This is a genomic window from Amycolatopsis thermalba, from assembly GCF_003385215.1.
GTDB classification, from domain to species: Bacteria; Actinomycetota; Actinomycetes; order Mycobacteriales; family Pseudonocardiaceae; genus Amycolatopsis_E; species Amycolatopsis_E thermalba.
Genome location: NZ_PQHW01000066.1, coordinates 23,150 through 39,248 on the forward strand (window position 1 = coordinate 23,150; position 16,099 = coordinate 39,248).

The 16,099-nt window shown below is 71.3% G+C and carries 25 protein-coding genes and 3 tRNA genes; 3 read left to right on the plus strand and 25 right to left on the minus strand.

Annotation, left to right across the window (positions count from 1 at the left end; all coding sequences use genetic code 11):
- Nucleotides 1-45: 45 nt before the first annotated feature.
- The 3 genes from D0D15_RS23610 to D0D15_RS23620 all read left to right on the plus strand — a co-directional run bounded on the left by D0D15_RS23610 (nt 46) and on the right by D0D15_RS23620 (nt 314).
- Nucleotides 46-118, plus strand: a tRNA-Glu gene (locus D0D15_RS23610).
- Nucleotides 119-136: 18 nt separating this feature from the next.
- Nucleotides 137-210, plus strand: a tRNA-Asp gene (locus tag D0D15_RS23615).
- Between the two features lie 30 nt (nt 211-240).
- Nucleotides 241-314, plus strand: a tRNA-Phe gene (locus D0D15_RS23620).
- Between the two features lie 103 nt (nt 315-417).
- Here D0D15_RS23620 and D0D15_RS23625 read toward each other — a convergent pair.
- The 25 genes from D0D15_RS23625 to D0D15_RS36065 form a co-directional block, all read right to left on the minus strand.
- Complete coding sequence (locus tag D0D15_RS23625; protein WP_094006379.1) at nt 418-1,737, minus strand: tyrosine-type recombinase/integrase; 1,320 nt, start codon at nt 1,735-1,737, stop codon at nt 418-420.
- Between the two features lie 19 nt (nt 1,738-1,756).
- The gene (locus D0D15_RS23630) at nt 1,757-1,981 is read right to left on the minus strand and encodes a helix-turn-helix domain-containing protein (RefSeq protein ID WP_094006378.1); all 225 of its coding nucleotides are present in this window, start codon (nt 1,979-1,981) and stop codon (nt 1,757-1,759) included.
- A gap of 420 nt (nt 1,982-2,401) precedes the next feature.
- Nucleotides 2,402-4,003 (minus strand): hypothetical protein, encoded by a 1,602-nt coding sequence (locus D0D15_RS23635; protein WP_115944741.1) that lies wholly within the window; start codon nt 4,001-4,003, stop codon nt 2,402-2,404.
- A 2-nt stretch (nt 4,004-4,005) separates the two neighbouring features.
- Nucleotides 4,006-4,524, minus strand: coding sequence for a WhiB family transcriptional regulator (locus D0D15_RS37890; protein WP_275897105.1), 519 nt, complete (start codon nt 4,522-4,524; stop codon nt 4,006-4,008).
- Entirely contained in the window at nt 4,524-6,074 is a 1,551-nt protein-coding gene (locus D0D15_RS23645) for a DNA cytosine methyltransferase (RefSeq protein ID WP_094006376.1), read from the minus strand. The genes D0D15_RS37890 and D0D15_RS23645 overlap by 1 nt, the downstream gene beginning before the upstream one ends.
- Complete coding sequence (locus tag D0D15_RS23650; protein WP_094006375.1) at nt 6,074-6,946, minus strand: bifunctional DNA primase/polymerase; 873 nt, start codon at nt 6,944-6,946, stop codon at nt 6,074-6,076. The genes D0D15_RS23645 and D0D15_RS23650 overlap by 1 nt, the downstream gene beginning before the upstream one ends.
- A complete protein-coding gene (locus D0D15_RS23655) occupies nt 6,943-7,602 on the minus strand; it encodes an HNH endonuclease family protein (protein WP_094006374.1) in 660 nt (219 codons plus the stop codon). Before D0D15_RS23655 ends, D0D15_RS23650 begins: the two co-directional genes overlap by 4 nt.
- A gap of 148 nt (nt 7,603-7,750) precedes the next feature.
- Nucleotides 7,751-8,197 (minus strand): hypothetical protein, encoded by a 447-nt coding sequence (locus tag D0D15_RS36055; protein WP_094006373.1) that lies wholly within the window; start codon nt 8,195-8,197, stop codon nt 7,751-7,753.
- 326 nt (nt 8,198-8,523) lie between these two features.
- Nucleotides 8,524-10,758, minus strand: coding sequence for a zonular occludens toxin domain-containing protein (locus D0D15_RS23665; protein WP_115944742.1), 2,235 nt, complete (start codon nt 10,756-10,758; stop codon nt 8,524-8,526).
- Nucleotides 10,755-11,900, minus strand: coding sequence for a hypothetical protein (locus D0D15_RS23670; RefSeq protein ID WP_115944743.1), 1,146 nt, complete (start codon nt 11,898-11,900; stop codon nt 10,755-10,757). The genes D0D15_RS23665 and D0D15_RS23670 overlap by 4 nt, the downstream gene beginning before the upstream one ends.
- Nucleotides 11,897-12,115, minus strand: a complete 219-nt coding sequence (locus D0D15_RS23675; protein ID WP_094006371.1) for a hypothetical protein — start codon at nt 12,113-12,115, stop codon at nt 11,897-11,899. Before D0D15_RS23675 ends, D0D15_RS23670 begins: the two co-directional genes overlap by 4 nt.
- The gene (locus tag D0D15_RS23680; protein WP_094006370.1) at nt 12,112-12,420 is read right to left on the minus strand and encodes a hypothetical protein; all 309 of its coding nucleotides are present in this window, start codon (nt 12,418-12,420) and stop codon (nt 12,112-12,114) included. The genes D0D15_RS23675 and D0D15_RS23680 overlap by 4 nt, the downstream gene beginning before the upstream one ends.
- On the minus strand, nt 12,407-12,655 hold the full coding sequence (locus tag D0D15_RS23685) for a hypothetical protein (RefSeq protein WP_338024595.1): 249 nt from the start codon (nt 12,653-12,655) through the stop codon (nt 12,407-12,409). Before D0D15_RS23685 ends, D0D15_RS23680 begins: the two co-directional genes overlap by 14 nt.
- An 11-nt stretch (nt 12,656-12,666) precedes the next feature.
- Nucleotides 12,667-12,789: a hypothetical protein gene (locus D0D15_RS37620; protein WP_255407914.1), complete on the minus strand. Its 123-nt coding sequence runs from the start codon at nt 12,787-12,789 to the stop codon at nt 12,667-12,669.
- Nucleotides 12,786-13,046: a hypothetical protein gene (locus tag D0D15_RS23690; RefSeq protein WP_094006369.1), complete on the minus strand. Its 261-nt coding sequence runs from the start codon at nt 13,044-13,046 to the stop codon at nt 12,786-12,788. Before D0D15_RS23690 ends, D0D15_RS37620 begins: the two co-directional genes overlap by 4 nt.
- A complete protein-coding gene (locus D0D15_RS23695) occupies nt 13,043-13,486 on the minus strand; it encodes an SsgA family sporulation/cell division regulator (protein ID WP_094006368.1) in 444 nt (147 codons plus the stop codon). The genes D0D15_RS23690 and D0D15_RS23695 overlap by 4 nt, the downstream gene beginning before the upstream one ends.
- Nucleotides 13,483-13,707, minus strand: coding sequence for a hypothetical protein (locus D0D15_RS23700; RefSeq protein WP_094006367.1), 225 nt, complete (start codon nt 13,705-13,707; stop codon nt 13,483-13,485). The genes D0D15_RS23695 and D0D15_RS23700 overlap by 4 nt, the downstream gene beginning before the upstream one ends.
- A 125-nt stretch (nt 13,708-13,832) precedes the next feature.
- Entirely contained in the window at nt 13,833-14,030 is a 198-nt protein-coding gene (locus tag D0D15_RS23705; protein ID WP_094006366.1) for a hypothetical protein, read from the minus strand.
- A gap of 1 nt (nt 14,031) precedes the next feature.
- Complete coding sequence (locus D0D15_RS23710; RefSeq protein WP_094006365.1) at nt 14,032-14,490, minus strand: NUDIX domain-containing protein; 459 nt, start codon at nt 14,488-14,490, stop codon at nt 14,032-14,034.
- Nucleotides 14,487-14,669 carry a hypothetical protein gene (locus D0D15_RS23715; RefSeq protein WP_094006364.1) on the minus strand — a complete coding sequence of 61 codons (183 nt, stop codon included), beginning with the start codon at nt 14,667-14,669 and terminating at the stop codon, nt 14,487-14,489. Before D0D15_RS23715 ends, D0D15_RS23710 begins: the two co-directional genes overlap by 4 nt.
- A gap of 32 nt (nt 14,670-14,701) precedes the next feature.
- Nucleotides 14,702-14,905, minus strand: a complete 204-nt coding sequence (locus D0D15_RS23720; protein WP_143266209.1) for a hypothetical protein — start codon at nt 14,903-14,905, stop codon at nt 14,702-14,704.
- 17 nt (nt 14,906-14,922) lie between these two features.
- Nucleotides 14,923-15,135 (minus strand): hypothetical protein, encoded by a 213-nt coding sequence (locus D0D15_RS23725; RefSeq protein ID WP_094006362.1) that lies wholly within the window; start codon nt 15,133-15,135, stop codon nt 14,923-14,925.
- 36 nt (nt 15,136-15,171) lie between these two features.
- A complete protein-coding gene (locus D0D15_RS36060; protein WP_158224445.1) occupies nt 15,172-15,330 on the minus strand; it encodes a hypothetical protein in 159 nt (52 codons plus the stop codon).
- Between the two features lie 14 nt (nt 15,331-15,344).
- The gene (locus D0D15_RS23730; RefSeq protein ID WP_094006361.1) at nt 15,345-15,842 is read right to left on the minus strand and encodes a hypothetical protein; all 498 of its coding nucleotides are present in this window, start codon (nt 15,840-15,842) and stop codon (nt 15,345-15,347) included.
- Entirely contained in the window at nt 15,842-16,018 is a 177-nt protein-coding gene (locus D0D15_RS36065) for a hypothetical protein (RefSeq protein WP_158224444.1), read from the minus strand. The genes D0D15_RS23730 and D0D15_RS36065 overlap by 1 nt, the downstream gene beginning before the upstream one ends.
- Nucleotides 16,019-16,099: the final 81 nt, after the last annotated feature.

Sequence of the window (16,099 nt, forward strand, 5' to 3'; positions counted from 1 at the left end):
AGGGAGACCTGAGAGCGCGGTCGGTCGGTCACCCGAACCGGCCGGGCTCCCATCGTCTAGCGGCCTAGGACTCCGCCCTTTCAAGGCGGCAACGCGGGTTCGAATCCCGTTGGGAGTACGCATGACAAGTGCATATGGCCCTGTGGCGCAGTTGGTTAGCGCGTCGCCCTGTCACGGCGAAGGTCGCGGGTTCGAGTCCCGTCAGGGTCGCAATAGCGTCTGGCTTCAGCCGGCGTTTCCGGCCAGGTAGCTCAGTTGGTACGAGCGTCCGCCTGAAAAGCGGAAGGTCGCCGGTTCGACCCCGGCCCTGGCCACCGCTTCTAGCAGCACAAACGGCCCCCGCCGATCATGGTGGGGGCCGTTTGGCGTCGGAGCTAGTTGCAGTTGTGGTTGCAGTTGGCCCCGATCAGGGCGTCGTCAGGACGCCCAGAGGTAGCCGTTCAGCCGCTCCGCGATGTCGCTGCGGAGACCCGCGGTGATGTGCTGGTACCGCTTGGCCATGGCGGTGTTCGACCAGCCCATGAACTCCATCACAGCGCGTTCGGGAACGCCGAGGATGAGGAGCACGGTCGCCGCGGTGTGCCGCGCGTCGTGCAACCGGGCCTCTCGCACCCCGGCCTCCTCCAGGAGCGCCTTCCACTCGTCCAAGTCACGCCGCGGGTCCAACGGCTTGCCGTTCGGCTGCGCGAACATCCAGCCGCCCTCGTGCCACTCGGGCCCCGCGAGTTCACGCTCCTTCGCCTGCTGTTCCTCGTGCGCGATGAGCAGTTCGTAGAGGCGGTCTGGGAGCACGATCCCCCGCCTGCCGGCCCGTGATTTCACGTCGACTTCGACCAAGCCGCCACCGTGACGTTTCGGACACCAGCGGGCATGGCTGGTGCAGTCCGGCGGACAGGGCGGTGGGCACGGCTTGCGGTGGTGGCGCTTGCAGTCCTCCTTGCAGGGCTCCGTCTTGTGGTACTTCGCGCCGCACCGGTGCGGGTCGTCGCATCCGTGCTTCCAGGTCTGGCGTTGCAGCTGCTTCGCGATGCGGAGCGCCCGGCGCTTCTTGTCGAGCCGGGTCCACTTCAACCCGAGCGTCTCGCCCTGCCGGGTGCCGAGCGCCAGCGCGAGTACGAAGCGAACGCCATTCCGCCGGGCGAGTGCAGCCACGAGCAGTTGCCCGATCTCGTCAGCCTCGAAGGGCTCGATCTCCGGTTCCTCCAGCCGGGGGGCCTTTGCCAGCTCCACGGGGTTCCGCACGATCCGGCCGCGCCGGAACGCCTCGCCGAAGGCAGTTCGAGCAGTTCGATGGACCTGGTGCGCCGTTCCCGACTTGAGCCCCGAGGCGAGCATCTTGGCGTACAGCTTCTCGAAGTGCTCTGGCTCGATCTTGTCGATCCGGTGTGCGCCGAGGTTGGGGATCAGGTGACGGTAGACCGCGGTGCGGTAGGCGTTCGCGGCCTTGTGTCGCACGGAAGGCTCGGCGATGTTCTCGAACCAGTGGGTGAGCCACTTCTCCACGGTCCAGGCGCGCCCCGGCTTCTTCACCCTCCCGCTGTCGCGTTGCTTCTCCAGCTCGCGGACAGCCTCGATCGCTTCAGCTTCGGACTTCCGCTGGACGTGCCGCCGGTCGGGCTTCCCGTTGTCACGGACTCCCATCGTGACCCAGCCGTGCCACTTGCCGTCGCTGCCGAGGTAGATCGAGCTGGCTCCGTTCGGCCGGCGGGTGCCTTCGGGTCGTTTCTTGCGTGCCAAGTCGTGTCTCCCTTGGTGGTCAGGCAGCGGCGGGCTGCTCGGTGGTCAGTTGGTCGACGTAGGCCGTGAGTGCGGCGGCCGGGACTCGGCGGAGGTGTCCGATCCGGACGGTTGCGATGTGCCCGGCCTTGATGAGCGCGTACATAGTGGTGCGGCCGACGCTGAGGGCGCGGGCCGCGTCTTCGACGGTCAGCAGAACGCGAGCCTTCTCGACGGCGCGGGTGGGTTTCATCTGGGTGTCCATCTGGTGTGCTACTTCCTTCTGTGCAAGGTCGGCATGTCGGCTGTGTCGCGGCATAGCTGGCCTCCTCAGGCAAGAGTCATCACCCCCCTGTTTTCGCCACACAGAGTTACCGCCGCCGGGGCGTTGGGCGGGTACGGGGGCGGAATATGTGGGCGGAGTGGCGGAAGTGTGGGTTGAAACCCGGAAACCCCGCAAAGTGGCCCTGGAGCTGGGGATTTATTCGCGGGGTTTGGTGGGGTCAGCGGGTTCGGCAAACCCCGCAAACCCCGCAGAGTTGCGGGGTTTGCGGGGTTTGAGCCTGAGCCACTGGAAGTGAAACCCCGCAAGCTGTAACCGATGTTTCCCCTGTTCAGAGCTGATTGCCCGGCTCTGCTGCGGGGTTTGCGGGGTTTGCGGGTTTGTTTCCCGGGGTTGGGCTTGTCAGCCGGTGCGTTCGACCCAATAGGTGTTCATTTTGGTGTGAGGGTCGAGAACGCTGCGTAACACCACGTCGCCCCGCCAGCGGTCGACTTGTCCGGTGAGACGGCGTCCGAGGGACTTGGTGGTGAGCGGCTTGCCTCCGGCGGTGGTGGGGAAGGTGCCGGCCCAGGGGTCGGGGCCGACGACGACTTCGGCGCTCCCCCGTACCTGCTGGGCGGTGAGGGGCTGCTCGCCGTGCAGGTCGTGCCAGGCCAGCAGGAACGCTCGCCATTCCGCGGCGTCGTCATCCAGCTCCCGGGCACGTTCGGCGTTGCCCAGGAAGCCCTCGATGCCGTGGTGGGCGAGGAACCCGCCGAGGTGCTGGGCCCAGCGGGTGAACTGCCGCATCTGCGGGACACCGGCGGAGGTGGGGGCGCCGGCGGCGGTCCAGTCGAGGATGAGCACGAGCAGGTGCCACAGCACGGTGGCCTGGTTTGCCGGGGCGAGAATCCAGCTGTCGAGGTTGGGGATGGTGAACCCGGTCCGGGCCTCCGGGCGGGGGCAGTTGGGATCGAGGCGGACCCACACGGTGCGGGAGGCCATGTCCCCGCCGGTGCGCAGGTTGTTGCCGGTGGCCAGCCAGAGCCGGTCGTTGGGGTAGGTGGCGGCGGCGTTGGTGCCCAGCCGCCGGTCGGTCCAGGTGCGTTCGGTGACCAGCCGCGCGAGCACGGCGGAGTCGATCACGTGTCCCTCCACGAGATTGTCGAACACCACCGCGCCGCACTGGTCGGCGAGCACGGTGGTGATGGCTTTGCGCAGTTCGTCCTCGGAGTCGGTCCAGGTCAGCACCCGCTGCCCGACCAGCAACCCGACACACCCGGCGAGGATGGTCTTGCCCGAGCCCGGCATGGAGGCGTCGATAACGCCGAAGGGCGCCAGGGTGCGGGTGAAGGGCCGGATGATCGGCGTGACGAGCAGCGCGAGGTAGTTCGCCCGGTCGGCCAGCTCCCGCCAGGGGAAGTCGCGCAGGAACCGCTCCAACAGGAACTCCCGCGCCGCGGCGACCTGCTCGCCGCTGGGCTGGTCGGGCACGGGGGGCAGGTGGGTGTTGCCGGCGAGGTAGAACCCGGTGGCCGGGTCGTAGCCCGGGGCTTGCAGCAGCGTGCCGTCCTGGCGCAGCACCGGGGTGGAGATGATCCGGCGCAGCACCGGCAGCCCCGGCCACGAGCGGCGGGCGAGCACCGGGGCCAGCACCGGCCCGGGCGGGGAGACCTCGACATCGGTGGTGTTGCCCTTCTCGTCCACCCTCGGCCGCACCACGTCGGCGTGCTGGGCGAGCAGCGAGGCCAGCAGCGGTGGTTTGAGCGGGGTGGCCGACAACGGCAGCGCCACGTCCTCATCCCCGGCGGTGGGGTCGGCCGCGCCGGAGACCGACTCCAGGGCGACCGGGTTGCCGTCGCTGACGTAGGTGTCGGGGATGAGGCGGGCATCGAGGGCTTCGGTGAGCACGCGGATGGTCTCGGGTGCGGCCCCGACCCGCACCCGGGGCCGCCCGCCCGCACCGACCGTCCACAACCGCCGCCGCTGGCCGGTGTCGGGGGCGTTGTCCGGGGTGCTGCTCATGATCAGGACTCCTTGACGTCTCCGGGTTGGTGGTCCAGGCGCCCGCGGGCGCGGCAGCGGACGACGGTGCGTGGGGTGATGCCCAGCTGCTCGGCGATCTGCTGCGCGGTCAGCCCGAGGCGGGTGAGCCGGGCGACCTCGCGGTCACGGTGGCCGGACTTGCTGCGGGGTGGGCGGCCACGGAGCAGGGCGCGGCGTTCGCGTTCGGTGAGCCCGCCCCACACGCCGAACCGCTCCTTGCGGGCCAGGGCGTAGGCCAGGCACGCGGCCCGCACCGGGCAGAGCACACAGCGCTGCTTGGCCGCGGCCACCGTCTCGGCGGCCTGCCCGCCCGGGTCGGGGAAGAACACCTCCGGCGCCGCGCCGTCGCGGCAGGCGGCCAGGTCGCGCCAGGCCAGCTCGTCCCGGTCGACGTCCAGGTCGGCCCACGACACCACCGGTGTGCGAGGGCGGTGCGGGACCGCCGTGGCGGTGATGGTCCGGAACGGACGGTCAGGATCGAGGGTGCGCGGTGTGGGCATCAGGCAGCCTCTTCCAGGGTGTCGTGGACGGTGGTGTCGAGGGAGGCGACGACGGAGCGGACGAGCCATTCGGCGGCGGGCGGGGTGACGCCGTTGCCGAGCTGGCGGACCTGCTCGCGCTTGGTGCCGGTGATCACGTAGTCCGGGGTGAATGCCATGGCGGCCTGGATCTCGGCGACGGTGAGCATCCGGAAGGTGCAGTCCTCTGCCGCCGGGGTCTCGTGTGGCCAGCCCACGAGGGACTGGTGTCCGCGGGTGGTTAGGGTGCGGGCGGGTTCGGTGGCGGGGGTGCACATCTCGCCGCCGTCGCCCTTGCTCGAGTTGTGGCGCACGAGCATGTGGTGGTTGCCCGACGCGCACACGGTCGCGAGGGGTTCGTGGACGTGGCGGGCGTCGCTGCCGCCGCCGCGCAGCTCGGCGATGAACGCCACTCCGTAGCGGTCCCGGGTGGTCAGCGTCCCGACAGGTCGGTCGGCCGGGGAGGCGTGGGTGGCGGTGCCGTAGTAGGGCACCACGAGCGCGTCCTGGTGCCGCGTGGTCTGCGTCCGGAACGCCTCGCTGGTGGGACGGGCTTCCTTGCCCTCGCGGCCCTCCAGCGGCACGAGCAGCCCTTCGGCCTCGCGGGTGGTGCGGGTGCGGAACGGGTGGTCGACCGGGTAGCTGGTGTCGTTCCACGACCCACCCGCGGTGACGAGCTGCGGGACGGCGTAGCGGGCCAGGCCGGCGCGGATGCGCGCCATCGTCTTCTCCGACAGCGGCTTGTCCCGGTCGCCGATGCGCTGCCCCGGCACGCTCCAGTCGATCGCCGCCGCCGCGGGCAGCACGTACGGTTCCACGACCTGGTTGCGGCACGTGGTGCTCGGGCAGCGATAGACGTACTGCTGCCGATAGCGCCCGACCCGGGCGGTGCCCTTCCACGCCTGGATCGCCCGCACCTCCCGCTCGCAGGCCGGGCACCACGCCTTCGGGCGGATGTCGAGGTCGGGCGCTCGGTTGCCCTTGCGCCAGAACACCACGTACATCCGGTCCCGCGACTGCGGCGCCCGAGGCGCGGCGATGGCGGGGGCGTGCATGCTGTTGAGGGACACGATCTTGTGGTCGTAGCCGTAGGAGTCCATCGCCATCAGCCACGCCCGAAACGGCGCCCACTTCGCCGCATCGACCACGTTCTCCACGATCACGGCGTCGTAGCGGTGCACCTCGGCGAAGCGCGGCACGTCCCACATCGTCGCCCGCGACCGCTCCGCCACGTGGTCCGGCGCGGGCTCGTCGAACAGACTCGGCTGCACCTCGGCGCGCTTGCGGCCCTTGGCGATGGAGTGGTTGGTGCACTCCGGCGAGGCCCACAGGATGGTGGTGCGCCGGTAGCGGCGCGGCTCCACCTGGGAGATGTCAGCGCAGTCGTGCTCGCAGTCGGGGAAGTTCGCGGCGTGGGTCTCGATCGCCCGCGGACTGTGGTTGGCGGCCATCACCAGCTCCACACCCGGGACGGCGGTCGCGCCGAGCCCGGAACCCCCGGCTCCGCAGAACAGATCGGTCACGGTGAACATCAGGCGGCCTCCTTGCGGCGGACGGGATTGCGGGATCCGGCGGTCAGGCCGGCGTCGACGACGCGGGCGACTTCGGCGTCGTTGGGGGGCCAGTGCTCGGGGCCGATGAGGGTCTGGCCGGCGGCGATCAGCTCGGCGCGGGCGGTGGCGTGGTCGATCAGTCCGGCGCCGACCTTGCGGCCGATGGTGTAGGCCGCCGACGCCAGCGTTTCGTTGTGGCGGCCCGGGTCGGCGGCGCGGATGCGGTCGCACTCGCCGCGCAGCGCGGCGGCGCCATAGGCGGAAGGGTTGCCCGCGCGCAGCGTCACGGGCTGGGAGGTTGCGCTCGGGGTGGCCTTCTCGGTGCAGAGCTGCACGAGCCAGGCGGGCAGCTCGGCCGGGTCGCGCTCGTCGGCCAGCTCGTAGCCGCCCTGCTCGGTGACCGAGCCGGGGCCCACCACGTACCCGCCTCCGGCGCGGGTGTCCACCCGCGGGCAGAGCTGACCCTGGGAGTTGCGCAGCCGCACCCCGGGCGGGGCCTGGAAGTACAGGTGCCGCCCACCGGAGGGCGTGGTGACGGTGAAGGTGTCCGGCAGCGGTCCGCCGCGCTGCTCGGCCAAGGCAGTCAGCGCGGTGGCGCCGTCCGGCCCGCTCTCCTCCCCCTTGGGCACGTCCAGATCCACCACCACCAGCCGGGCGGGGCCGGTGGCCACAGCGATGTTCCAGGCGTCGGCGGCCCACGCGCGCCGGATCCGGCCCAGGTCGGTGGTGGCCCGCTGCTCCCAGTTCTTGATGGCGGGCTGCCGCTTGGTGCCTGGCCGCAGCGGGAACACCGGCCAGCCCATGCCGGCCAGGAACAGCGCCCACTCGGTCAGCGGGCTGTCGGTGGTCATCGGGCACCTCCGTCCGGGCAGCGGGCGAGTACGGCGGCCAGCGCGTCGTGTTCGGCCTGGTCGACCGAGAGCCGGTAGCGGGTCTTGATCTCGATCCACCGCGTGGCGTAGCCGCAGCGGTCCCGCTCCGGGAGCCAGTGCGCCGGGTCCTGGTCGCCCTTGGACCGGTTCGCGCGCGCCGTCACGACGACCAGGACGTCCGGGTCGTTGGCGTAGCGCTCCCGCTCCGCGCGGGACCACTGCCGCGGGCCGACGCGGCGGCCGTTCTCGCCGCGCCCGGAGTGGGCGACCTCGGCCAGCGGCACGAGGTGGTCGATGTCCAGCTTGGCCGGGTCGGTGACGGTCACCCCGTCGTAGGGGCTGACCCAGGTTCCGGTGACCGGGCGGCATTGGTCGTCGGCGCGCACACCCTGGCCCTGATCGAGCAGGGCCTGTTCGCGGGCGTTGCAGGTGCCGTGCACGGTGGACCAGTGCGGCCAGTCGTCGCGGTCGTAGTGCGCGCCGGTGTCCTCTGGGGCGATCGGCAGCGCGGCCAGGCTGGCGGGCGGGGAGGCTGGCGCGGCCGCAGTGTCGGCTGCGTCCGGGACCTCGCAGGCGGTTGTGGCGAGCAGCGCGGCGGCGAGCAGAGCCGCGGGCATGGCCGTGCGCGTGGACATCGAACCTCTTTCCGAGCTAGCGGTGTTGGGGGCTGCCGGGCCGCGCGGAGGCAGGTCACGCGCGGCCCGGCAGCAGCGCGAGGGATGCTGGCGCTGGTGTGAGGACCGGGGCGGGGTTTTGGGGGTTGCCGGCTCGCTGCCGGGCGGGTCAGAGGGCGGAGCCGGAGAGGTGGCCGCGGGTGTAGAGGCGGTGGGCGGCGCGGTCGATGCGGCTCCAGTGCCGCCGCACGAGCGAGCGGGTGCGGGAGCGGATCCGGCCTTCGGACAGGCCGGTGTGTCGGCGGAGGCGGCGGACCTCGCACAGGTCGTGTTCGGAGGAGTCGGCGGCGGCGCGCAGCGCGGAGCCGAACCAGTAGCCGGCGTAGCGGGTGAGCCAGTACGCCTCGGCCTCCTGCCCGGCCAGCAGGATCGCCAGGCTGATCTCGGGCTGGTCGGCGGAGACGTCGCGGTGGCGGGTGTGGCCGCTGGTGGTGTCGAGGTGGCAGTGGGCGACCTCGATGCCCTGCACGACGGCGATCACCCCGTGCCCGGCCTCGTGGGCGGCCAGGGCGCCCAGCGCGAGCGCCTCGTCGGTGTCGTAGCGGGGACGTCCCATCGGTCGGTCCTTCCGATGCTCGGCGGGGGTCGCGCGGCGGCAGATGCCGCGAGCTGCCACGCGAGAGCGCGGCAGCATCAGCACCCCCAGGAGTGACTGTGTGTGACTGAATGTTGGCGTGTGGACGCGCCGGAGGTGCCTGACGGAGGGCGTGAACGGGCGCGTGAATCAGCGGTGGGCGCGTGAATATTCACCGCCGGGCCAGTTCGACCCGTTCACGCGACTTGAAGTGCGAGGATGAGGCGCGAGTGAATGCGGTGAGCGGGTGGGCGCGGCCCCGCCGGGGTGGTGTCAGGCCGGGGTTCGGCGGGGCCGCGCGTGGTCACTCACTGCTGCTCGGCGTCGCGCGCCGCCAGCGCATCGTGGATACGCTGCGTGACGACGGTGGGCTGGCGGGAGGGCCAGGTCACCGTGATGCCGAGCTGATCGAGCCGGTCGGCGAGGGTCTTGCCGTCCAGCTTGCGGTAGGGCCGGTAGTCGGGAGCGAGCTTGCGCATCCAGCTCGCCGCGTCGGTGAGCTTGACCTTCTCCTCCCCGGCGCAGACCTGGGCGAGGTCGGCCAGCCAGTCCCGCCCGACCACGGTCGGGTCGGCCTGCCGCGCCGCGCCCCCGCGCAGTTCCAGGGCCCGCTCCACGATGCGGGCCTGCTGGGCGGGGGTGACGTTGTAGCAGCGCAGGGTGCCGGGCTTGTCCATGAACCCGACCGTGACGCAGGTGCCCACGTCGTTGAGTTCGGTCTTGGTCTTGGGCCGCAACCCGAGCGCGGAAATGCCGTTTTCGTGGGCCTTCTCGCCGAGCACCACGTTGTTGCGGGTCTTGTCGCCGATGGCGAAGCAGGCCCGGTTGGTGGTGACCGACACCAGGTCCCGCGGCAGGGACTGGTCCGAGGGCACCGGGGTGACGAACACGCAGGTCACGCCATATTTCCGGGCGGCGGAGAAGAACCGCACCATCATGTTGACCACCGCCCGCCGGTCCTCCGGCTTGTCCTGCCGGAAGAACGACTGGCACTCGTCGATCACCACGATCCGGGGCCGCAGCCCGGGCTCCTTCGCGATCAGGTCCCGGCTGGCGTCGGCCACGCTGGTGATCCCGTGCTTCTGCAGCAGCCGGCCGCGGGTGTTGAGGTCCTCGCGCAGCGCCTCCATGTGGTTCAGGCAGGCTTGCACGTTGTCCTCGGTGTCGCCCTTGGCCAGGATGTTCAGGCACGGCGCGAGCTGCGTGTAGTCCTCGTTCTCGGCGAAGACGAACACGTCGATGTCGACCAGCGGATCCAGCACCGCCCCGCAGAGCAGGCCCAGGACCAGCGACGTTTTGCCCGAACCCATGATCCCGGAGATCACGTAGTTGCGCTCGAACACCACGCCGGTGACCTGGTCGCCGCGCGGGTTGATGCCCACCGGGAACCCGGTCCAGTAGTCGGTCGTCCCGTCCTCTACCAGCGGATACTCCGGCACCGGCTCCCGCAGCACCCCGGGATCGAGGCGGAAGAGGTCCATCACCGTGGGGTCGTCGGCGTTCTCCTCGATGAACAGCTCCTGCGGCGAGCAGCCCAGGTTGTGCGCCATCACCTCCTTGGCGCGGTTGACCGCCGCGACCGGCACTCCGTAGGGCAGGCGGATCTTGGCCGACCAGCCCTTGCCTTCGACCATCGGGAACTGCACCCAGGCGTTGTCGGTGTCCCGGTTGGGCCAGCCCTCCTTGATGGCGGCGTTGAGCTTGGCGTTGCCGATGTTGGCCAGCGCCGTGGCCAGCGCGGACTCGGTCAGCTCCACGTAGCCGGTGCGGGGGCCGGTGCGGCGCAGGTGCTCCGGGAGCATCTGCTCGCCCAGTTTGCGGCCGTCCTTCCAGCGGCGGAAGCCCCACACCCCCAGCCCGGCCAGCAGGAACGCCCACCAGTGCGCCACACTCCAGCCGACGACGGTGCCGGTGGTGGTGATGATCGCGCCCAGGGTGTGCAGAACGTCCAGGACGTTCCAGGCGCCGAACCAGTGGCCGAACCCGTTGACCACCCCGGCCACCAGCGCCACGCCCAGGGCGATGACCAGCGCCAACGCGGCCTTTCGGGCCACCGACCAGTGCAGCTCGATCCACTTGGTGAGGGTGTCGACCCGGGTGTGGCGGGCAGCCTGGATCTGCTCGTTGAGCCGCGCCGCCAGTTCCAGGTCGCCCTGCTCCAAGGCGCGGGCGCGGGCGGCTCGGGCGTCGGCCTGGCCGCGTTCGGCCTTCTTGCGCTGCCGCTCGGCCTCCACACCCTTGGCGAAGTAGGCGCCGTGCCGGCGCGCGAACTTCCCGATCGGGCTGTCCGCGCAATCCCGGCCCTTCTGCACCGTCCAGCGCACCATCGTGCGGGTGCCGCGGCCGACCGTGACGATGTCGTTGCGGTAGCCGCGGTAGCGCTCGATCGCCAACTGCCGCTGCCGGGCGCGGTACTCGGCGTCGGTGACGATCTCGGCCTCGATCACCTCCGTATCCGCCTCCACCGGCGCGGTGTCGCCGCGGTGGGCGGGCAGGTAGTGCACCCGCGCCAGATCGCCGTCGGGCCCGGAGTTGGTGGTCATCGGCTCTCGCCTCCCTTGCGGTACTCGTCGCGCAGTCGCCGCGCGGTCTTGGGCGAGCAGCGCAGCGCCTTGCGGATCTGCTCGGCCTTGGTCGGATCGATCGAGCCGGGGTCGGCCCGCAGTGCCTTGTCCAGTTCGGCGCGGAGCTGCTCGATCGAGCGGGCCGGGCGGCCCCCGATCTTCGGGCCGCGTCGGCTCGATTTTTGCTGGTCATCGGGCCGGTCGAGGGTGGCGATCGAGCCGCCCTCGATCGAGTCGCGCGGCGTGGTGTCCGGCTCGATCCCCGGCACCGACCCGAAGGTCGTGGCCGCGTTCTGCTGGGCGAGCAGGTCGGCCAGCTCGCGGTCCCAGTCGGCCGACTCGGCCACCGGGAGGCCGGGCACGATCGCCGACTCCAGGCGACCCCGCCCGGCCAGGACGTAGCGGCCCGGGGCGTAGATCAGGCGGGCCGAGCCGGTCTGGTCGATCTCGGCGACTGCCTGCTGCACCGCGGCCTTGCGGATGCGGGCGATCTTGCGGGCGGCGGCCCGCTCGATCCGGGCCTCCTGCCGCTCCTGCCGGGATCGCGGCGGCGCGGCCAGCGTGAGCTGGTGGGCCACAACCCCGGCGATCGAGGCAACGCCCATCGTGACGCCGATGTCCCAGGCGGTGCGCAGCCCGTGGCTGAAGTTGATGCCGAACGCCACCGCGGCGAACACCAGGACGCCGGCCACCAAGCCCCACACCGACCGCGCCGGGTCGCGGCGGCGCACGATCACCACTGCCATCGCGAACGCCCACATCCCCAGCTCCGTGATGCCGGGCAGCAGCACTCCCAGCGCCGAGCCATAGACCGCGACGCCGTAGGCGGCCATCGACGGCGCCGCCAGCGCGAAGGACAGCAGCGCGATCGGGTAGATCAGCAGTTCCACCACGTGCTCGCCCAGCCAGGACCGCAGCCCCCGCCACACCGCGGCGCGGCGGGCTCGCCGCGCGGCGAATGCCTCGGCCTTGGCCTCGCGCCGGGCCTGCTCGTCGGCGCGCTGGATCTGGGCGGCGGCCTGCCGCTCGGCGATGCGCACCTGCGCCGCCGCCGCGGCGTCCTCGCGCCGGATCATCGCTTCGGCGCGCTTGTTCGCGCGCCGCTCCTCCTGCCAGCTCATCCCCACACACCCCTTTCCAGCTCGTTGGTCAGTCGCTGCGCCGTCACCAGCGGCACCACTGCCCGTACCCGGGCCAGCCGCGACCGGTTGGTCGCCCGTGCCCAGGCGCGAGCCTCGATCAGATCCGGCCAATTGCCAGCCGCGACGGTCTCCCCGGTCGGGATGGTGACCACGACCGTCCAAGCCGTGGCCACTTCCGCGATGCGCACCGTCACGTCGGCCCCTTCCTGTCCTTCGTGGACGGACCGCGGTGGCCGGTACGGGCGCGCACCTCGTGGACGGCCCAACCCAGCGCGGTCAGCACCGACACGGCGTAGAAGCCCTCCCACCACACGGCACCGAGTCCGACCGGGACCAACACGCCGGCCAGCTCGCCCAGGTGCCAGCCCGCCCACGTCACCGCGCGGGTCGTGCGGGTCGCGGTGCTGGCCGCCACCACCTCACCGGAACCGCGCCGCTCCGGCGCCCCTGTCGTCTGTCCGATGTGGCCGGTGTGCGGGGTGTGCTCAGGCGTGGACATTGGCCGCCTCCTCCCGGGGGACGGTGGTGGGGTGGAAGAACTGGTTGACCGGGCCGCTCGGCGCGCGGCTGGCCTGCGTGACGATGAAGGCGTCCAGCCGCCGCATACACACCTCGATCACCTTCGCGATCAGCACCGGCACGATCCGAATCAGGTGCAGCAGCAGGAACAACCCCACCGCCCCGGCGAACTTCAACAACGCCTTCGTGCCGAAGGTGCGCAACACCTCGAACATCGACATCACCGTCAGCCTCCCCAGCCGGAGAACACCACGGACAGCGCGTGCACGAGCTGGTTGAGCCCGTCGCGGACCTGGTAGGGGTTGCGCAGCTTGCCGGACTTGGGCAGCGCGAACTTGGTCTTGCTCATGTCGAAGCCTCCGTCTCGGCGGCGGGCAGGGAGAACAGGTCGGCCTGGCCGGCGGGCTGCCACGCCCCGTCCCGCCACACCGCGTCGGCGGCGACTCCTTCCTCAGCGCGGATCACCGGCTCGGTCTCGGCCAGCCACGCCGACCGCGCCTCGGGGTCGGTCTCGCGCCACCGGCGGCCGGTGGTCGCCTCGTAGCGGCGGATGGCCAGGGTCTTGATCTGCGCGGGGGTGGTGCCGACCGTGATCCGGGCGCTCATGCGGCCTCACCGCCCAGCGCGGTCAGCTCGCGGTCCCAGTCGATGCGGCCGGATTCCGTGCCGGGTGGCACCAGGGCCTCGGTCTTGGCCAGGATCTCGGCGAGGGTGTCGCGCTTGAACGCGTACCGCCCGGCACCGGAGGGCGAGCGCAGCTCGATCCACACCCGCCACGGCACATCCCGGGCCGGGGAGATCACGACATCCCCGTCACCGACCTGGTCCCCGCTCAGCGGCTCCAGCGCCAGCCCCCGCGCGAGCAGATCACGCGCGAGCAGCCAGCACACCCACACGTCCGAGCCGACCTCGAAGTCCAGCCCGATCGCGTACGGATCGTCGGCGCGGTAGCGCACCACGACCTTCAGCGGAGCCAGCTCGATCACCTCACCCGAGGTGTCCAGCAGCTCCGCCCACACCGGCACCGTCAGACTCTGCGGGATCACCGGACACCACCCCGCGCCGTCTCGGCGATGACCCACTCCACGAAGTTCCGCGCCGCGGCGCGGTGGTCCGGGCCGAGGTGGGACTTCAGGTAGCGGGTGATCTGCGAGACCGACTGGCCCTCGCGGTGGCACCGGGCGATGATCTCCACTGGCGCGATCACCAGTTCGTAGTGGAAGCCGATGCGCAGTGCGGCCTGGTGGTAGATGGCCTGTGCGACCATGGGTGTCTCTCCGTTCTGGTCAGCAAGTGGCTGGGTGGGGAGACCCGGCGCGGCGGCGTTCTTGGCGGGATGCGCCGCGCCGGGGTCCTTCGCGGTCGACTTGAGCGGGCTCATCGAATGGCCCCTCAGATGTTCGGGACGGGGCGGATGTCGAGCACGTCGCCGTCCTTGCGCAGCTCACGGCCGCGCTCGTCCCGCTCGCTGGCGGTCCGGTAGGTCTCCTCGAAGCGGTAGAGGGTCCCGTAGACGCCGTAGCGGTGGTAGGTGAGGGTGTAGTTCCCGTTCGCCGTGCGCGGCGACGTCGGCTTCTTGACGCTTCCCATGTCAGGCGCTCCTCGTGGTCTCGTTGTTCGTCGTGGTGACGGCGTCGGTGATGAGGCGCTGGTGGTCGAAGGCCAGGAGTTCTGGCGCGGCCTCCAGTTCGGTCACCGGCCACCAGCGGGCCTCGGTGGCGTCGTCCCCGGCGCTCGGTGTCGGCAGCGGCCCGGTCAGGGTGGCGGTGTAGGCGAAGGTGACGTAGCGGCCCCGGGGGTCCCTGCCTGGCGCGGCGTACACGCCGACCGGGGTCAGCGCCTGGATGTGCAGGCCGGTTTCCTCGGCCAGCTCGCGCCGTGCGGCGTCTTCGGTGTCTTCTCCGGCGTCGACGTGGCCGCCGGGCAGTGCCCAGCACCCGGCGAAGGGGTCCCAGCCGCGGCGGATCAGCAGCACACGCAGTGCGCCGTCGGTGTCCCGTCCGAGCAGGACCACGTCCGCGGTCAGGCGGGCCAGTTCATCGGTGCTCATCGCGGGCCTCCCACCACGATGGGGACCTGGGTGGGGGCGCTCCAGGTGACGCGCAGCCGGTCGGTCAGGATCGTCACGCCGTTGGGTGTGCGGGTCAGCTTGCGGACCGGCGCGGGCAGGCCGTCGTGCAGCACGACCCAGTCGCCGACCCGCAACGCGCTGGCGGGTTTGGTGCTCATGCGAACGTTCATCGATGCTCCCGAGGTCGGTGTCAGAACGTGACGGTGCCGGTCAGGTGTGCGGTGCCGTTGCAGTCCTTGACGCCACAGGTGGCCGAGGCGCTGACGACGGCGACAGCGCCACTGGGGCCGGTCTGGGTCAGGTCGGCGTGGTTGAGCTGGCCGCACTTGTTGCAGTGACCGGAAACGCGGACGGTACGAGTAACGGTGCCCATTTCGTTCTCCCTGTTGCTCATGGCGTGGGTTTCTCCTGTCAGCGGCGGACGGTGCGCAGGTCGCCGATGGGGCCCTGCAACCAGCCGGACTTGCCGGTGGTCTCCGAGCGGACGTAGAGCACGACCGTTTTCCCGGCGATGTCCACGTCGGTCTTGGTGACCCGCCACCAGCCGCCGTCAGCGCCCTGCACGACGTGGCCGCGGGTGATCTCCCGGATCGGCAGTTCCCGGGTCTTGAACTTGCTTGCCATCACTGTTCCGGTGTCCTTCCTGGACGGTGGTCGGCGTCAGAGCTGGGAGGCGATGCGGTGGGAGCAGGCGGGCTTGCCGCAGCAGTTGGAGCCCTTGCCGACCCGCTTGCCGCACCCGGCGCAGATGCCCGTGCGGTTGAGCAGGTTGACCTGCGCAACACCCTTGTTGGCCTTGGGGTTCTTCTTCAGTCGCATGGGGTTTCTCCTGGTCAGTCGTGGTTGCGGGTGGCGAGGTAGGTGGTCAGCAGCGAGGCGGCCACGCCGATGAGGCGGTGCGCGGCCTGGTCCATCTCCATCAGCGCCGTGTCAGGGCCGCCCTCGTCCACCACGCCCTCACGGCGCTGGACGGTGGCGTGCGCGAGGTAGCCGCCCTTGCCGATGAACTTGCTGCGCAGGAACCGCTTGAACGGCTCGCGCCGGTCGATCACGTAGTGGGTGACCGCGTTGACCGCCGTGCCCGCGGCCAGCGCCCGCAGCGGCAGCCGGTAGCCCAGCGCGCCCGTGACCGCGAGCGAGGCGACCGTCTGACCGGCGGTGTAGGTGGCGACATGCCGGGCGCGGTGCTTCGCGCCCTCCCACCCGGGCAGGCCCTTCTTGCTGGCGTCCTCGCTGGACTGCACGATCTGGTCGCAGTAGGGGTGCACATCCGAGAACACCGCCTGCAACGCCCCGAACAGCGCGAGCGCCCGCACCGAACGGTGCCGCATCACCGGTCACCTCCCTCGCGGGAGCGGCGTGCCTGGTCGGCGATCTCGCGGTAGTGCTCCGCCCGGGCTTGCGCGCCCTGGCGCGTCACCGCGTGCTCGGTGCCGTCCTGCGCCTGCTGGTCGTGCGCCTCGGCGAGCCGGTCGTAGAAGTCCTCGACGCTGGTGTAGCGGATCATCAAGCCGCCTCCCCCGTGACCGCATCGAGCCGGACCGGCAGCGACCGCAGTGCTCGCTGAGCCGCCCGCCGGGCGGTGCGC

Excerpts from the sequence above, each read along its gene's own strand:
- D0D15_RS23680 (WP_094006370.1), bottom strand. The coding sequence starts at position 12,420 with ATGTCCACGCCTGAGCACACCCCGCACACCGGCCACATCGGACAGACG.
- D0D15_RS23655 (WP_094006374.1), bottom strand. The coding sequence starts at position 7,602 with ATGTCCACGCGCACGGCCATGCCCGCGGCTCTGCTCGCCGCCGCGCTG.
- D0D15_RS23635 (WP_115944741.1), bottom strand. The coding sequence starts at position 4,003 with ATGAGCAGCACCCCGGACAACGCCCCCGACACCGGCCAGCGGCGGCGG.
- D0D15_RS36065 (WP_158224444.1), bottom strand. The coding sequence starts at position 16,018 with ATGATCCGCTACACCAGCGTCGAGGACTTCTACGACCGGCTCGCCGAG.
- D0D15_RS23685 (WP_338024595.1), bottom strand. The coding sequence starts at position 12,655 with ATGTTCGAGGTGTTGCGCACCTTCGGCACGAAGGCGTTGTTGAAGTTC.
- D0D15_RS23720 (WP_143266209.1), bottom strand. The coding sequence starts at position 14,905 with ATGAGCAACAGGGAGAACGAAATGGGCACCGTTACTCGTACCGTCCGC.
- D0D15_RS36055 (WP_094006373.1), bottom strand. The coding sequence starts at position 8,197 with ATGGGACGTCCCCGCTACGACACCGACGAGGCGCTCGCGCTGGGCGCC.
- D0D15_RS23630 (WP_094006378.1), bottom strand. The coding sequence starts at position 1,981 with ATGGACACCCAGATGAAACCCACCCGCGCCGTCGAGAAGGCTCGCGTT.
- D0D15_RS23725 (WP_094006362.1), bottom strand. The coding sequence starts at position 15,135 with ATGGCAAGCAAGTTCAAGACCCGGGAACTGCCGATCCGGGAGATCACC.
- D0D15_RS23710 (WP_094006365.1), bottom strand. The coding sequence starts at position 14,490 with ATGAGCACCGATGAACTGGCCCGCCTGACCGCGGACGTGGTCCTGCTC.
- D0D15_RS23730 (WP_094006361.1), bottom strand. The coding sequence starts at position 15,842 with ATGCGGCACCGTTCGGTGCGGGCGCTCGCGCTGTTCGGGGCGTTGCAG.
- D0D15_RS36060 (WP_158224445.1), bottom strand. The coding sequence starts at position 15,330 with ATGCGACTGAAGAAGAACCCCAAGGCCAACAAGGGTGTTGCGCAGGTC.
- D0D15_RS23670 (WP_115944743.1), bottom strand. The coding sequence starts at position 11,900 with ATGAGCTGGCAGGAGGAGCGGCGCGCGAACAAGCGCGCCGAAGCGATG.
- D0D15_RS23665 (WP_115944742.1), bottom strand. The coding sequence starts at position 10,758 with ATGACCACCAACTCCGGGCCCGACGGCGATCTGGCGCGGGTGCACTAC.
- D0D15_RS37890 (WP_275897105.1), bottom strand. The coding sequence starts at position 4,524 with ATGCCCACACCGCGCACCCTCGATCCTGACCGTCCGTTCCGGACCATC.
- D0D15_RS23650 (WP_094006375.1), bottom strand. The coding sequence starts at position 6,946 with ATGACCACCGACAGCCCGCTGACCGAGTGGGCGCTGTTCCTGGCCGGC.
- D0D15_RS23715 (WP_094006364.1), bottom strand. The coding sequence starts at position 14,669 with ATGAGCACCAAACCCGCCAGCGCGTTGCGGGTCGGCGACTGGGTCGTG.
- D0D15_RS23645 (WP_094006376.1), bottom strand. The coding sequence starts at position 6,074 with ATGTTCACCGTGACCGATCTGTTCTGCGGAGCCGGGGGTTCCGGGCTC.
- D0D15_RS23700 (WP_094006367.1), bottom strand. The coding sequence starts at position 13,707 with ATGGTCGCACAGGCCATCTACCACCAGGCCGCACTGCGCATCGGCTTC.
- D0D15_RS23690 (WP_094006369.1), bottom strand. The coding sequence starts at position 13,046 with ATGAGCGCCCGGATCACGGTCGGCACCACCCCCGCGCAGATCAAGACC.
- D0D15_RS23705 (WP_094006366.1), bottom strand. The coding sequence starts at position 14,030 with ATGGGAAGCGTCAAGAAGCCGACGTCGCCGCGCACGGCGAACGGGAAC.
- D0D15_RS37620 (WP_255407914.1), bottom strand. The coding sequence starts at position 12,789 with ATGAGCAAGACCAAGTTCGCGCTGCCCAAGTCCGGCAAGCTGCGCAAC.